The organism is Mesorhizobium vachelliae (genome assembly GCF_033977325.1).
GTDB lineage: Bacteria > Pseudomonadota > Alphaproteobacteria > Rhizobiales > Rhizobiaceae > Mesorhizobium > Mesorhizobium vachelliae.
In genome coordinates, this window is the sequence record NZ_JAVIIR010000005.1 from 164,183 (window position 1) to 179,488 (window position 15,306).

Below are 15,306 nucleotides of genomic sequence, written 5' to 3' on the forward strand. Positions count from 1 at the left end.
CCGTTGGCGGGCCGACTTGTCCTGGCGCACATCCGAGGCCCGCTGGTCGGCGTGCGGATATCAAAAACTCACATCATGCCGGCGCCTTCGGCTGCAGCCAGTCCGGATCGATCTCCGGCAGCGGAATGGCGGCGAGCAGGTCGCGCGTGTAGGTTTCCTTCGGGCTCTCGAACAGCGCATCCGTGGCGCTGGCTTCGACGATCCTGCCTTCGCGCATGACGATGACCTGCTGGCAGAGCCGCCGGATCACCGACAAATCGTGGCTTATGAAGGCGATCGTCAGCCCCATCTCGGCGGCGAGCTTTTCCAGCAGCGTCAGGATCTGCGCCTGCGTCGAGACGTCGAGGCCGGAGACGATCTCGTCGGCCAGCACGAATTTCGGCGCGAGCGCCAGCGCCCGCGCGATACCGACGCGCTGGCGCTGGCCGCCCGAAAGCTCGTGGCGGTACCGGCTGGCGAAGCTCTGAGGCAGGCCGACGCGCCGCAAGGCTTCCGCCACGCGTTCCTTCAGCCTGTCGCCAAGCCCGTTCTGCCTCAAGGGCGCGGCGATGATGTTGAAGATCGTATGGCGTGGATTGAGCGACGACATCGGGTCCTGGAAGATCATCTGCAGGTCGCGGCGAAGCGGCCGGAGCTCGGCCTCCGAAAGATGGCTGATGTCGCGCCCTTCTAAGCCGATCGCGCCGGAGCTCGGCTCGATCAGCCTGACCAGCGCACGGCCGAGCGTCGACTTGCCGGAGCCGGACTCGCCGACGATGCCGGTCACCGATCCTTTGGGAAGATCGAAGTCCAGCCCTTTGAGGATTTCGGCCAGTGGCGCGCGGCCGATCAGCGGCTTGCGCGTCATGTCGGGCAGCGCCACCTTCAGCCCGCGCACGGAAAACAGCGGCTTAGCCATGGCCGGGCCTCCAAGCCTTGTCGGCGGCGGCGATCTCGGCCGTGAGCCCGGCAAGCACGCTCTCGTCCACCGGCATCAGTGAGGCGTATGGATCGGTATAGCGCGGCGTCGCCGCGATCAGCGCCCGCGTGTAGGCGTGCTGCGGCGCCGCGAACAGCTGCGCGGTCTCGGCTTCCTCCACCACCTTGCCGGCATAGAGCACCGAAACCTTCTGGCTGATCTTGGCGACGACGCCGAGATCGTGGGTCACGAACAGTATCGCCGTGCCGTGGTCGCGCTGCAGTTGCGCGATCAGCCGCAGGATCTGTTTCTGCACCGTCACGTCCAGCGCCGTGGTCGGCTCGTCGGCGATGATCAGCCTGGGCTCCGCCGCGAAGGCCGCCGCGATCAGCACGCGCTGGCGCATGCCGCCGGAGAGTTCGTGCGGATAGCTCTTCAGCACGCGCTCGGGGTCGCGGATCTGTACTTCGTCGAGCAATTGGCGGATGCGCTTGTCGGCTCTTTCGCCGCTCCAGCCGAGGATGCGCACCAGCCGGTCGGTCATCTGCCCGCCGATGCGGCGCGACGGGTTGAGCGCGGTCAGCGGGTCCTGCGGGATCAGCGCCGTGCGCGCGCCGATCAAGTTCCGCTGCGCCTTGGCGTCGAGCCGGCCCAGGTCCTCGCCCTCGATCAGCATCTCGCCTTCGACGATGCGCACACTTTTCGGCAGCACGCCGAGCACCGCTTTGCCGATCATCGTCTTGCCGGCGCCGCTCTCGCCGACCAGCGCGCGCACTTCGCCCGGCTGCACGGCAAGCGACACCGAGCGCAGCACGCGCTGGCCGTTGGGCAGCACGGCGCTCAAGCCGCGGATGTCGAGGCACGCGCTCATCGCAGCACCGGATCGAAGCGTGCCTTCAGCGCCTCGCCGAACTGGCTGAAGGAAAGCACGGTGAGGATCAGCGTAACCAGCGGAAACACCAGCACCCACCAGGCCTGGTGGATCGACAACCGTCCCTCGGCGATGATGCTGCCCCAGGTCGGATCGTCGGTCGAGATCGACAGGTTGACGAAGGAGAGGATCGCCTCGACGATCACGGCGATGCCCATCTCCAGCGACAGAAGCGCCACCACCGACGGCAGCACATTCGGCAGCACTTCGCGCAGCATGATGCCGATGCGGCCATAGCCGGCGATGCGCGCGCTCTCGACATAATCCATGCGTGCCTGGCTCATCGCTTCGGCGCGGATCACCCGGCAGAAACGGGTCCAGTCGATGATCGCGATGGCGAGGATGACGGAGCTCAGGCCCGTGCCCAGCACCGCCACCAGGAGGATCGCGAACAGCACTGGCGGGAATGCCATCCAGATGTCGACGATGCGCGAGATGATGCGGTCGGCCCAGCCGCCGAAATAGCCGGCGATCAGCCCGAGCACCGAGCCGACGAGGCAGGCGGATGTTGCCGCGGCGAAGGCGACGATGAAGGCGATGCGGCCGCCGAAGATCAGCCGCGACAGCAGATCACGCCCGAGGCTGTCGGTGCCCAGCCAATAGCCGGGCTCGGCGCCGTCCAGCCAGAAGGGCGGCAGGCGCTCCAGCATCAAATCCTGCGCCAGCGGATCCTGCGGCGCGATCAGCGGCGCGAAGATGGCCGCGAGCAAGGCAATCAGCAGCCAGCCGCCGGCCAGCCACAACCGCGGGCTCAAGCCGCGTCGGGCGATGCGCGCCTCATCCATGGCGCAGCCTCGGATTGAGCAGCGCATACATCATGTCGACGGCAAGGTTGATCAGCACGAAGAGCAGCGCGAAGACCAGCACGATGCCCTGGATCAGCGGCAGGTCGCGGTTGATGACGGCGTCGATCGCCATGTTGCCGAGCCCCTCGTAAGAGAACAGCCGCTCGACGATGACGGTGCCGCCGATGAGGAAGGTGAATTGCACGCCGACCAGCGTCAGCGTCGGCAGTGCCGCGTTCTTCAGCGCTTCGCGCAGGATCACCTGCGTTTCCGAAAAACCCTTGACCCTGGCCAGCACGACATAGTCGAGGTCGAGCACTTCCTTCAGCGACTGTTTCAAGAGCTGCGCGATGATTGCCGCCAGCGGCAGCGCCAAGGCAACGGCCGGCATCAGCATGTGCTTGATGAGGTCCCAGGTGAGGTCGAAGCGGAGTCTCAGGATGCTCTCGACAAGGTAGAACTGGGTGACGAAAGGCAGGTCCAGCTGCGGCGACACCCGGCCGGATATGTCGAAGACAGGCACCAGCACGCCGAAGAGCAGGATCAGCACCAGGCCCCACAGGAAATCGGGAATCGAGAGCGTGGCGCCGCTGGCGATGTCGATGCCGGCTTCGACCGCCGTGCCGCGCGAGCGCGCGCCGAGGATCGCGGCGGTCGTGCCGATCGCGACCGCCATCAGCAGCGCTACGGTCGCGAGCTCCAGCGTGGCCGGCAGCCGGTTGAAGACCAGGCCGAGCACGTCTTGGCGCAATGATATCGAGGTGCCGAAATTCCCATGCAGCACGCCGCCGAGCCAGATGAAGAACTGCTGCACGATTCCTTTGTCCAGCCCGTAGAGCGCGCGCAGCCGCGCAATGTCGTCGTCGCTGGCGCCGGGCGGCAGCATCATGGCGATCGGGTCGCCGGGTGCCACCCGGATGACGACGAAGACGACGACGGCGACGCCGAACAGCGTCACCAGCATCGTCAACAGACGAACGAGGAATCTCTGCAGCAGCATGCGGGCCTAATCACTCTGAACGGGCTCCCCCTCATCCGGCCCTTCGGGCCACCTTCTCCCCAAGGGGAGAAGAGGTCGCAGGCGGCTGAGCCAGTCTCTTCTCCCCACCGGGGAGAAGGTGGCCGCGAAGCGGCCGGATGAGGGGGCCTGCCGGACGAAGACCGGCAGGGCAATGCCGATGGTCAGGCCGGGGTCATCAGCGCCGGCAGCAGCGCGCCGGACACATGCTGCACGACATTCACCTTCTTCGAGTGCACGATCGGCTGCGCGTATTGGATCAGCGGCAGGACGTAGGCCTGTTCGGCGATGTATTTGTCGACCGCTTTCCAGCCGGCGATGCGCTTGGCCTCGTCCTTCTCGCCCCACAGCGGGCCGATCTTGGCGTCGAGGTCGTCCGTCTTCCAGGACGAGTGCGGCGAAGGCCCGAACATGGCAAAGCCCGTCGAGGTGGTCGGATCGCCAATCGAGTTGCCCCAGTTGTAGAACGCCGCCGGAGCCAGCTTGTGCGCGGCGCGCAGCTCGTAATGCTTGGCGATCTCGTAGACCTCGATCTCGGCCTCGATGCCCACCTTGCGCCACATGCCGACGATCGCCTGCACCATCTCGTAATCCTTGGGCTTGAAGCCCTTGGTGGTCTGGATGGTGAATTTGGCCGGCTTCTTGGTCGAATAACCGGAAGCGGCGAGCAGTTCCTTGGCCTTGTCCGGATTGTGCTCGACCTTGATCGACGGATCGAAGGCGGTGTATTCCGGCGTCTCCAGCGTGTCGATCGGCTGGCCGTAGCCGCGCAGCAGCCGCTTGACCAGGAGCTCCTTGTCCACCGCCATAACCGCCGCCTGGCGGACATTCTTGTCGAGCATGGCGTCCTTGTTGTTGAAGAAGATCATGCCGATGTCGGAGACATTCTTGATCGAGCCGGCCAGCCCGCCCTTCTTGATCAGGCGGTCATATTCCTCATAGGGGATTTCGAGTGTCACCTGCGAGGAGCCGGATTCGATCTCGGCGACGCGGCTCGCCGCGTCGGTGACGAACTTGATCGTCACATTCTCGAAGGCGGGCTTCGTGCCCCAGTAATGCGGATTGGCCTTGAGTCGCAGGAAGGCGTTGCGCTCGAACTTGTCGACCATATACGGCCCGGTGCCGATCGGCGCCTTCTCGAAGCCTTCCGCGCCGACCTTTTCGTAATAGGCCTTCGGCAGGAAGTAGCCGGTCAGGAACGACATCCACTTGAAATAGACCGGGTCGAACTGCACGACGTCGCCGGTGATCTTGTTGCCGTCGATCTTGAAGTTGTTGACGTTCTTCCAGACGAACTGGATCGGATTGCCGGTCTTCTCGTCGCCGGCCCGCGTCAGCGACCACACCACGTCTTCCGGTGTGAAGGGCGAGCCGTCATGCCATTTCACGCCGTCGCGCACCGTCATCATCACCTTGGTGCGGTCGTCGTTCCAGCCCCATTCTGTCAGCAGTCCCGGCGTGAAGGAAAGGTCCGGCTTCTGCCCGATCATCTGGTCGAACACCGACTGGTAGAGGCCCTGGATCGTCGGGTTCACCGCCGAGGGGCCGGTCGTCGGGTCCCACGAGGGCAGGTTGACGTTATAGGCGATGGTGAGCTCGTCCGCCGCCTTTGCCGCCCTCGGCAGGCCGAGCGTCGCGGCGCCGATCGCCGCGGCGCCGTATCCTAGCAAGTCACGTCTGTTGATGGTCATGGTCGTTCCCCTTGTTGGTTGTCATTTGTCCGCGCGGTGTTTTTGATTCGGTGGTGGGCAACCGCGCCTTGTCCATCCCGGAATTCTAGCTCCTTGTTGGGGCATGATCTTTCTCCGAAAACCGGTTTCGGGATCACGCTCTAGCTCCCTCCCAGCTGTTGGGCGAGCATGAAGCCGGAGCCCGCGCCCGTGCCTGCGCCGGGCCATGTCGCCGCGCCGGTGAGGTAAAGGTTCGAGACCGGCGTGTTCCAGCGCGCGAAGCCGCGCGCCGGACGGAAGAGGAAATTCTGCGCCAGATGATGGCTGCCGCAGATCTGGTCGCCGCCGACGAGGTTCGGGTTCTCGCGCTCGAGGTCGAGCGGCGAGAACGCGGCGCGGCCGAGGATCTTTTTGCGCAGGCCCGGCGCATAGCTCTCGATGATATCGAGCACGCGCTCGGCATAGGCGTCCTTGACCGCGTCCCAGTGAGCGGGCGCGATCTTGCCCGCGGCATCGCCGAGGATCTCCGCCGGCAGCATGCGCACCTGCACCCATAGCACATGCTTGCCTTGCGGCGCGCGCGAGGGATCGACGGTCGTCGGCTGGCCGACCACGAGCACCGGCTGGTCGGGCAGCAGGCCTGCGATCGCCTGCTGGTAGACGCGTGACATGGCGTCGAGTGAGGGCGCCAGATGCACATAGGCGAATTGGCGAAGCTCGGCGCCCGCACTCCAGTCCGGCAGGTCCTCCATCGCCAGGTGGATCATCATCGTGCCCGGCGCGTAGCGGAATGTCTTCATCGCCGCATCGAAGCCGGCGTCGCCCGAGCCATTGGGCAGCAGCTTGCCCGGCAGCGCCTTCGGCGCGACACCGGCAATGACGGCCTTGGTCGCGAAATGGGTTTCGCCGGATGCCAGCCGCACGCCGTTTGCCTTGCCGCCGGAAACTATGATCTCGGCGACATCCGCGCCGGTCGTGATCTGGCCGCCGGCCGCCTTCACCATGCCGGCCAGGGCGCGGATGATGGTGTCGGCGCCGCCCTTGCCCAGCACCATGCCAAAACTCTGGTTGGCCATCGATTCCAGGTAGGGGAACACAGCACCGCCAGCGATGTCGGGCGAGAAGTCGAGATGCATGCCCCAGGCCGCGAGTGTGGTGCGCACATGGGGCGTCTCGAAATTTTCCTCCAGCCACGCGCGGGGCGAGGAGAGCAGCAGCCGTCCAGTGTCGAGCGCGCCGGCGATGCCCTTCTTGCGCCAGAGGTTCCAGCCCGTGCCGGCCAGCGCCTTTGCGCTCATCGGCGACCCCAGCAGGCGAAACAAATGTTCGGCCTCACCCGGAAAGGCGCCGACTAGGCGCCGCCAAGCGGCTGCGTCCGCGGTCGAGAAGGCGGCCAGCCGCGATGTGGTCTTTTCGAGGTCGTTGCTGACGCCGAACCATTTGCCGTCCGGGAAGGCGCTCGCGAAACAGTCTGCCACCGGCGCGAATTCCAGCCCGTGGCTTTTCAATTCATTTGCATATTTCCGGTGGAAGGCGGAGCCGGCGAAAAGACTCAAATTCATCGCGCCGAAATCGTGCCGGAAGCCGGGAAGCGTGTATTCGGCGGTCCGCACCGCACCGCCGATCGTCTCGCTGCGCTCGAAAACCGCTATTTTCCAGCCTTTGAGCGCCAAATGCACGGCGCATGCCAGACTGTTGTGGCCTGCTCCGACAAAGATGGCGTCGAACTCGCTCACGCCCCGCCCCAAAATGCTTTATGCTTAAAGATAATTGCAGATGCATATGTTTTCGTCTAGTAGGTATATTAAGGGCCGCAACGAGCCTTGATGATCACGGATAAGAGGGAACGAAAGACCATGGATACGCAGAAACTCCTTGGCGAGGTCGCCAGCCAGCTGCTTTCGGGAGGAATCAAGGTGGTCGACCTGACGGCGCCGCTCGGGCCGGACACGCCGCTGATCAAGCTGCCGCCGGAACTCGCCGTCGACACGCCGAAGGTCGAGATCCACGCGATCTCCAAATACGACAAGAACGGTCCGTGGTGGGCCTGGAACTGGCTGAAGCTCGGCGAGCATTCGGGCACGCATTTCGATGCGCCGCAGCACTGGATCACCGGCAAGGACTATCCGGACGGCGCCACCGACACCATTCCGGCGCAGAATTTCATCGGCCCGGTCAATGTCATCGACTGCTCGAAAGAAGCGGCCGCGGACCACGACTTCCTGCTCACCGTCGACCATATCAAGGCCTGGGAAGCCAAGCATGGCGCCATCAATCCCGGCGAGTGGGTGGTGATGCGCACCGACTGGTACAAGCGCAACGGCTCGGAAGCCGAGTTCCTCAACGCCAACGAGACCGGCCCGCACACGCCCGGCCCGACCGCCGAGGCCATCCAGTTCCTGATAGCCAAGGACATCAAGGGCTGGGGCTCGGAGACGATCGGCACCGATGCCGGCAAGGCCGGCGGCATGGAGCCGCCGTTCCCGGCGCACACGCTGATGCACAAGGCCAATCGCTACGGGCTGGCCAGCCTGTGCAATCTCGACCAACTGCCGCCGAAAGGCGCGATCCTGATCGCCGCCCCGCTCAAGATCGAGCGCGGCACCGGCAGTCCGATCCGCGCATTGGCGCTGGTGCCGGGCAAGTAAGACGAGGCGGCGGTCTTCGGGAGAAGATCATGCTCGAGGGCAATGGAGTGATGACGAGGTCGAGGCGACCGTCCTGGAGCGTCAGCGCTCTACGGCGCCCCCCTCTGTCCTGCCGGACATCTCCCCCTCAAGGGGGGAGATTGGCAGTTGAGGCGCCCCGCTCATTCTTGCGACTTTGGCGACTGGCGAAAGCCGTCGCGACATCCGATCTCCCCCCAAGAGGGGGAGATGTCCGGCAGGACAGAGGGGGGCGCCGTGGAGCGCCCACCTATGCGATTGAAGGTCACTTCGCGACGGCTGGGAGCACGCCCCAATGACCGCCCCCGATCACATCATCGTCGGCAGCGGCATCAACGCCCTGGTCTGCGCGGCGATGCTTGGCGCCAAGGGCGCCAAGGTGCTGGTGCTCGAGCGCAACGACCGCATCGGCGGCTGCATGCGCACCGAAGAGATCACCGCGCCGGGCTTCGTCCATGACGTGATGGCCACGACCTTCGTGCTGTTCATCACCTCGCCCGCCTTTGCCGCGCTCGGCAAGGACCTTGCGCGGCATGGGCTGGAGTTCTGCCACACCGCCACCCCGACTGGCGTGCTCACGCCCGACGGCAACCATGCCGTTATCACCACCGACCGCATCGCCAACATTGCGGCGCTGAACCGGATCGCGCCCAGTGACGGCGACCGCCATGGCGGCGATGTCGGCGACATCGAGCGCAATGCCGGGCTGCTCTTCGGCCTGCTCGGCGGCGCGCTCTGGTCCTATCCGACGACCAAGCTCATCGCCGGCGAGGCCTGGCGGCGCGGCCCGCGCAACCTGGCGGCTTTCATGGGCGAGGCGCTGGTGCCCGCGCGCGGCTGGCTGGAAACGACTTACACCTCCGATGTCGTCCGCGCGCTCTGGGCGCCGTGGGTGCTGCATGCCGGGCTGGGACCGGAAGACGCTTTTTCAGGCCAGATCGCCAAGGTCATCGCCTTCGCGCTTGAAGCCGCCGGCGCGCCGATCGTCAAGGGCGGCGCCAGGAACCTGCTCGCCGCCTTCGAGGCGCTGATCAAGGAACGTGGCGGCGAGATCCGCATCAACGCCGACGTCGCTTCGATCGTCCAGAGCGGCGGTCGCGCTTCCGGCGTGCAACTCGCTTCCGGCGAGACGTTGAACGCCACGAAAAGCGTCATCTGCTCGGTCACGCCGACGCAGCTCTATGGCCGCCTGCTCGGCGACGCGGCTCCAAAGCGCGACGTCGAAGCGACGCGCGTTTATCGCTACGGCAAGGGCAACTTCCAGATCCACTATGCGCTGAGCAAGCCGCCGGCCTGGCGCGGCGAAGGCCTCGACAAGGTGGCGCTGCTGCATCTGACGCCCGGCCTCGACGGCGTGTCGAAAGCCTGCAATGAGGCGGTGCGCGGCCTGCTGCCGGCAGTGCCGACCATCTGCGTCGGCCAGCCGCATGCGCTCGACCCGTCGCGCTGCCCGGACGGCAAGGCGATCCTCTGGCTGCAACTGCCCGAGGCGCCGCGCCACATCAAGGGCGATGCCGCCGGCAAGCTCGAAGCGCCGGCCGACGGCCGCTGGACCGGGGCGCTGCGCGAGGCCTATGCCGACCGGGTCGAGGCGATCCTCGCCAGCCACGTTGACGGCTTCCACGAGAGCGTGATCGCGCGCCGCGCCTACTCGCCGGCCGATCTCGAAGCGATGAACATCAACCTGGTCGGCGGCGATCCCTATGGCGGCTCATCGACCATCGACCAGTCCTTCCTGTGGCGGCCGTTCAAGGCCAGCCGCAACCACGAGACCGGCATCAAGGGCCTTTACCATATCGGCGCCTCGACCCATCCAGGCGCCGGCCTCGGCGGCGGTTCCGGCTTCCTGTTGGCGGGGAGGCTGTGATGGAACAGAAGCTCGCGGAAAGGCGACAGCGCATCTCGACCCTCGGCCAGATCGGCCTGCAGCAATTCGCGCCCTATCTGATGAACCGCATCATGGGCCGCTACAACGCCACTTTGCGCGACGACTTCCGCAAGCAGGGCCTGACCATACCGCAGGTGCGCACGCTGGCGGTGCTCTCGGTCACCGACGGCGTCACCGTCAACGACCTCTCGGTCTATACGGTGATCGAGCAGTCGACCTTGAGCCGCACGCTCGACACGCTGGAAGGGCAGGGCCTAGTGCGGCGCGAGCAGGGCGTCACCGACAGCCGCTTCCGCCATGTGTTCCTGACCGATGACGGCCGGGCGCTGTTCACCCGCGCCTGGCCGGCAATGCATGACGCTTTCGAGGCGATGTTCGACGGTGTCGACGATGCCGAATATGCCGCACTGATCGCGATCCTGCAGAAGATGCTGAACAACATCCGCAAGCACGACATCTGAGTTGACGTACGCGCCGCCTGATTGCGGCAACGGAAGGAGGCAGAGATGGCCGAACGGTCTTTTGCCAAGGAAGTCGAGAAGCTGAGGCTGGGGGCCGGCGAGGAATTCGCCGGCGAGGGCATCCTCGCCATCACCAAGGCGCTACTGCAATGCGGCGTCGGCTATGTCGGCGGCTACCAGGGCGCGCCGATCAGCCATCTGATGGACGTGCTGGCCGACGCGCAGGACATTCTGGGCGAGCTCGGCGTGCATTTCGAGGCGAGCGCTTCCGAAGCCACCGCCACCGCCATGCTGGCCGCCTCAGTGCATTATCCGATCCGCGGCGCGGCCACCTTCAAGTCGACCGTCGGCACCAATGTCGCTTCCGATGCTTTGGCCAATCTGGCGTCCGGCGGCGTCACCGGCGGCGCGTTGATCATCGTCGGCGAGGACTATGGCGAGGGCTCCTCCATCATGCAGGAGCGCAGCCACGCCTTTGCCATGAAGAGCCAGGTCTGGCTGCTCGATCCGCGCCCGAACCTGCCTTCGATCGTCAAGGCGGTCGAGGACGGCTTCGAACTGTCGGAGGTCTCCAACACGCCGGTCATGCTGCAGGTGCGCATCCGCTGCTGCCACGTGCACGGCCATTTCACCGCCAAGGACAACAAGCGCCCGCCAATGTCAGTGGCCGATGCGCTTGCCGCGCCGCGCCGCGACACCGGCCGCATCGTTTTGCCGCCAGCCTCGTTCCTGCATGAGAAGGAGAAGGTCGCCAAGCGCTGGCCGGCGGCGATCGATTTCATCAAGAGCCGCAAGATCAATGAGATCTTCGGGCCGGATCATGGCTCGGTCGGCATCGTCATGCAGGGCGGCATGTATAATTCCGTCATCCGCGCGCTGCAGCGGCTCGGCCTTGCCGACACCTATGGCGACACCGACGTGCCGCTTTATGTGCTGAACGCCGTCTACCCGCTGGTCGATGACGAGTTCCTGTCCTTCTGCGAAGGCAAGCAGGCGGTGCTGGTCGTCGAGGAAGGTCAGCCCAATTATATCGAGCAGGCCTTTGCCGCCATGCTGCACAAGGCAGGGCGCGGCACGAAGCTGGTCGGCAAGGAACATCTGCCGATGGCCGGCGAATATACTGGACAGGTCATGCTCGACGGCATCGGCTCCTTCCTGCGCGCCAACGCTCCGCATTTGCTGCCGGGCGAGGTGCGCGCTCCGAACAAGCTGGGCGAGGGCGTCGATACGGCCGACCTCATCAACGTCGTGCCTGGACGTCCGCCGGGCTTCTGCGTCGGCTGCCCGGAGCGGCCGATCTTCGCCGCGACGAAGCTGGTCGAGCAGGAGCTCGGCAAGCATCACATCGCCTCCGACATCGGCTGCCACCTGTTCTCGATCATGCCGCCCTTCGAGCTCGGTGCCACCACCATGGGCTATGGGCTCGGGCCGGCCTCCGCCTCCGCCTTCAACTCGCCCGAAGCAAAACGCCGCTCGATCTCCTTCGTCGGCGATGGCGGCTTCTGGCACAACGGCCTGACCTCCTCGATCGGCAACGCTGTCTTCAACAAGAATGACGGCGTCATCGTCATCGTCGACAATTTCTATTCCGCCGCCACCGGTGGGCAGGACATCCTGTCCTCGCGCGCCTCGAACCGCACCAAGTCGACCAAGCATCCGATCGACGAAGCGGTGAAGGGTATGGGCGTCAAATGGCTGCGCCACATCGACCGCACCTATGATGTCGGCAAGATGCGCGACACGCTGCGCGACGCGCTGACCACCGAGGAGAAGGGGCCGAAGGTCATTGTCGCCTCGTCGGAATGCATGCTTAACCGCCAGCGCCGCGAGAAGCCGCTGCTCGACAAGGCGATCAAGGGCGGCGAGCGCATCGTGAAGCCGAAATTCGGCGTCGACGAGGATATCTGCACCGGCGACCATGCCTGCATGCGGCTCTCCGGCTGCCCGTCGCTGTCGGTGAAGTCGCTCGACGATCCGCTGCGCGACGATCCGGTCGCCTCGATCGACCAGAACTGCGTCGGCTGCGGCAATTGCGGCGAGGTGGCGGATGCCGCCGTGCTCTGCCCGTCCTTCTACCGCGCCGATGTCGTCCACAATCCCAGTAGCTGGGACCGTTTCCTGGAGCGCGCGCGCCGCGCCGTGATCGGCCTGCTGCAGCGGCGCCGCGAGAGCCGCCGTTTGATGTTCGCCGATGCTTGACCATAGCGGACCGCTGCGCCCGAAGGCGGGCGCTTTAGATGACGAGCGGGTGATAAAACTCGCTGTGCTCGCCGTCGGCGGCCAGGGCGGCGGCGTGCTCGCCGACTGGATCACCGACGTCGCCGAGCGCAATGGTTACATCGCCCAGTCGACTTCGGTCGCCGGCGTCGCCCAGCGCACGGGCGCCACGATCTATTACATCGAGATGGCCCGCGACACCGGCCGGCTGCCGGTCTTCGCGCTGTCGCCCTCGCAGGGCGACGTCGATATCCTGATCGCCGCCGAGCTGATGGAAGCCGGCCGCGCCATCATCCGCGGTTTCGTCACGCCCGAGCGCACGACGCTGATCACGTCCTCGCATCGTATCGCCGCCGTTTCGGAAAAGATCCAGCCGGGCGACGGCCGCGCCTCATCGGAAAAGGTTCATGCGACCGCGCAGGCTGCGGCCAAGCGCTTCATTGCCTTCGACATGGAAAAGATCGCCGCCGACAACGGCACCATGATCTCGGCCAGCCTGCTCGGCGCGCTGGCCGGCTCGGATGCGCTGCCCTTCACCCGCGAAAGCTACGAGCAGGCGATCGGTGCCGGTGGCCGCGGCGTCAAGCCAAGCCTCGCCGCCTTCGGCGCCGCTTACGATCGCGCGCGCGGCATCGCAGCCGCGCCGGCCGGCGAGAGGGCGGCGGAACCTGCCGTTGCCGAGCCCAGGCCGACGGCGAAGGTCAGCGGCCCCGAAACGTTGTTGAAAGGCTGGCAGGAGCTTGCCGCCCGCGTCGCGGTGCTGCCGGAGCCGCTGCGCGACATGGCCGGACGCGGCCTGAAGAAGGTCGTCGACTACCAGGACATCGCCTATGGCGGCGAATATCTCGACCGGCTGGACAGGGCGGTCGAGCTCGACAACGTGGAGCATGGCTACGCGCTGTCGATCGCCGCGGCAAAGCATCTCGCCAACGCCATGTGCTATGACGACATGATCAGAGTCGCCGACCTGAAGACGCGCTCGACGCGAGACAGCCGCGTGCGCAAGGAGGTCGGCGTCAAGGAAGGCTCGGTCCTGCAGGTCACCGAATATTTCCATCCGCGCATCGAGGAATTTTGCGGCACGCTGCCGGCGGGCCTTGGCAGCTACATCGAGAGCCGGCCCAAGCTCGCGGCCTTCCTCGATCGCCGCATCAATCGCGGCCGCCACATCCGCACCGACAGTTTCACCGGCTTCGCCATGCTCTGGTTCATCGGCGGCCTGCGCCGCTGGCGCCGCCGCCTGCTGCGCCACAAGGTAGAACTCGAGCATCTGGAGCACTGGTACCAGCTGGCGCTCAGCCATGTGCCGCAGAACTACACGCTTGCCACGGAAATCCTCAACTGCCGCCGGCTGATCAAGGGCTACAGCGACACCCATGCCCGCGCCCAATCGAAATTCGACCGCGTGCTCTCGGCGTTGCCGGCGCTCGAGGGCCGCGACGACGCCGCAGACTGGATCCGCCGCCTGCGCGAGGCAGCGCTGAAGGACGAGAAAGGTGACATGCTGGACGGCGCGCTGAAGACGGTGGCGACGCTTGGCGATAGCCCGGCTCGATAACCGTCCGAGGTCGACTGCCCGCTAACGGTAGTGCTTAGCGTGCCGGGACGAGATGCATGCACCGAACGGTCGAACGCCTATTCAGCGGCTTCCCGTCCCGAGACCTGCTCGACAAGGATCCGGAAAAAGACATGCGGCAGGTCGTCCGACACGGGAGGCGTGACAGGCTTGAGCGCGCCGGGTTCCCACCAGTCCGTGTGCTTGCTCAACACCGCCCATGCATGATCGCGCTGGACCTTGTGGCCGAGCCGGTCCGGCAGTTCCTCATAGCGGCCCTCGACGATCACGCTTCGCCATCCGCGTCCCTGCGTGTGTTCCTGCACCTGGGCGCACACCAGGGGATTCTCCCGCATCCAGTCGATCTTCTTGCCCAGCAGGGAGAAGGCGTAGAGGTGGCTGTCGGCATAGGCGTAGTTGAAGCACACGACGTAAGGTTGTCCGTCCTTCGCGCATGCCAGATGTCCAGTCCGGTTGGCCGCCAGCATTTTCGTGCATTCCAGCGTAGAGAGCGTGCGGATCATCATCTGTGTGATCTCCTGTTTTCAGCCGGCTTCGGCCCTGAGAATCTCCGTCGATCGATTGTTCCAACGCTAGCGCAGGACAGGTCTCGGGTGATTGATATGGATCAATTTGCCGCGACGCGAAGGCAAGGCCTGCCCTATACGCCGCTGGTCGAAACGTCGGCCGGCCTGGCCAGATTGGTGCTAACGAAGATGTGATCCGCGCCGCTCCGACGGAATTCGGTCCTGTCCTCCGTTTCACGCAGGTAGGGACAAATTACGGAGACAACGCATGTTCGCAAAATACTTTCTACCCATCGCCTTGGCCGCCGGCACGTTGATGCTGTCCGTCGCCGGCTCGCAGGCCATGCCGCTTGTTAAGCCGAGTGCCGCGCCGGTGCCTATCGAGAGCGTCGGCTGGCGCTGCGGTCCCGGCTGGCACATGAACCGCTGGGGCAGATGCGTGCCGAACGGCCGGGTGATCATCCGCCCGATGCACGTGCGCCATTGGCACCCCGGCTTCTGGTATCACGGCCGCTGGCATCCCGGTTTTTGGAGCTGATGATCCATCGAGGGGATCGACGCCCGCGCCATTGCCGGCGCGGGCGTCTTTGTTGAGTTCCGGCGTGAGGATCCCGATAGGCCACAGAGATAGGTCGGCGGGACAGCGCCCCCCTCTGTCCTGCCGGACATCTCCCCCACAAGGGGGGAGAT

Annotated in this window: 13 protein-coding genes; 6 read left to right on the plus strand and 7 right to left on the minus strand. The window is 65.5% G+C overall.

Features of this window, described 5'->3' with window-relative positions:
- Positions 1-73 precede the first annotated feature (73 nt).
- The 6 genes from RFM41_RS13005 to RFM41_RS13030 form a co-directional block, all read right to left on the minus strand.
- Complete coding sequence (locus tag RFM41_RS13005) at positions 74-898, minus strand: ATP-binding cassette domain-containing protein (protein WP_320249149.1); 825 nt, start codon at positions 896-898, stop codon at positions 74-76.
- Complete coding sequence (locus RFM41_RS13010) at positions 891-1,769, minus strand: ABC transporter ATP-binding protein (RefSeq protein ID WP_320249148.1); 879 nt, start codon at positions 1,767-1,769, stop codon at positions 891-893. Before RFM41_RS13010 ends, RFM41_RS13005 begins: the two co-directional genes overlap by 8 nt.
- Positions 1,766-2,614: an ABC transporter permease gene (locus RFM41_RS13015; RefSeq protein ID WP_320249146.1), complete on the minus strand. Its 849-nt coding sequence runs from the start codon at positions 2,612-2,614 to the stop codon at positions 1,766-1,768. The genes RFM41_RS13010 and RFM41_RS13015 overlap by 4 nt, the downstream gene beginning before the upstream one ends.
- Entirely contained in the window at positions 2,607-3,614 is a 1,008-nt protein-coding gene (locus RFM41_RS13020; protein WP_320249144.1) for an ABC transporter permease, read from the minus strand. Before RFM41_RS13020 ends, RFM41_RS13015 begins: the two co-directional genes overlap by 8 nt.
- A gap of 182 nt (positions 3,615-3,796) precedes the next feature.
- Positions 3,797-5,323: an ABC transporter substrate-binding protein gene (locus RFM41_RS13025; protein ID WP_320249143.1), complete on the minus strand. Its 1,527-nt coding sequence runs from the start codon at positions 5,321-5,323 to the stop codon at positions 3,797-3,799.
- A 140-nt stretch (positions 5,324-5,463) separates the two neighbouring features.
- Positions 5,464-7,038, minus strand: coding sequence for a phytoene desaturase family protein (locus RFM41_RS13030; RefSeq protein WP_320249141.1), 1,575 nt, complete (start codon positions 7,036-7,038; stop codon positions 5,464-5,466).
- A gap of 120 nt (positions 7,039-7,158) precedes the next feature.
- Here RFM41_RS13030 and RFM41_RS13035 point away from each other — a divergent pair, with 120 nt between their 5' ends.
- The 5 genes from RFM41_RS13035 to RFM41_RS13055 all read left to right on the plus strand — a co-directional run bounded on the left by RFM41_RS13035 (position 7,159) and on the right by RFM41_RS13055 (position 14,092).
- Positions 7,159-7,950 (plus strand): cyclase family protein, encoded by a 792-nt coding sequence (locus RFM41_RS13035; protein WP_320249139.1) that lies wholly within the window; start codon positions 7,159-7,161, stop codon positions 7,948-7,950.
- Positions 7,951-8,263: 313 nt separating this feature from the next.
- On the plus strand, positions 8,264-9,835 hold the full coding sequence (locus RFM41_RS13040) for a phytoene desaturase family protein (RefSeq protein WP_320249137.1): 1,572 nt from the start codon (positions 8,264-8,266) through the stop codon (positions 9,833-9,835).
- Positions 9,835-10,317, plus strand: a complete 483-nt coding sequence (locus tag RFM41_RS13045) for a MarR family winged helix-turn-helix transcriptional regulator (RefSeq protein ID WP_320249135.1) — start codon at positions 9,835-9,837, stop codon at positions 10,315-10,317. Before RFM41_RS13040 ends, RFM41_RS13045 begins: the two co-directional genes overlap by 1 nt.
- Positions 10,318-10,362: 45 nt before the next feature.
- Complete coding sequence (locus RFM41_RS13050; protein ID WP_320249133.1) at positions 10,363-12,516, plus strand: thiamine pyrophosphate-dependent enzyme; 2,154 nt, start codon at positions 10,363-10,365, stop codon at positions 12,514-12,516.
- Positions 12,509-14,092 (plus strand): indolepyruvate oxidoreductase subunit beta family protein, encoded by a 1,584-nt coding sequence (locus RFM41_RS13055; protein ID WP_320249131.1) that lies wholly within the window; start codon positions 12,509-12,511, stop codon positions 14,090-14,092. Before RFM41_RS13050 ends, RFM41_RS13055 begins: the two co-directional genes overlap by 8 nt.
- A 77-nt stretch (positions 14,093-14,169) precedes the next feature.
- Here RFM41_RS13055 and RFM41_RS13060 read toward each other — a convergent pair whose 3' ends face one another.
- On the minus strand, positions 14,170-14,616 hold the full coding sequence (locus RFM41_RS13060; protein WP_320249130.1) for a pyridoxamine 5'-phosphate oxidase family protein: 447 nt from the start codon (positions 14,614-14,616) through the stop codon (positions 14,170-14,172).
- A 268-nt stretch (positions 14,617-14,884) separates the two neighbouring features.
- On the opposite strand from RFM41_RS13060, the gene RFM41_RS13065 reads away from it, so the two are divergent.
- Positions 14,885-15,154, plus strand: a complete 270-nt coding sequence (locus tag RFM41_RS13065) for a GCG_CRPN prefix-to-repeats domain-containing protein (protein ID WP_320249129.1) — start codon at positions 14,885-14,887, stop codon at positions 15,152-15,154.
- The last annotated feature ends 152 nt before the right edge of the window (positions 15,155-15,306 follow it).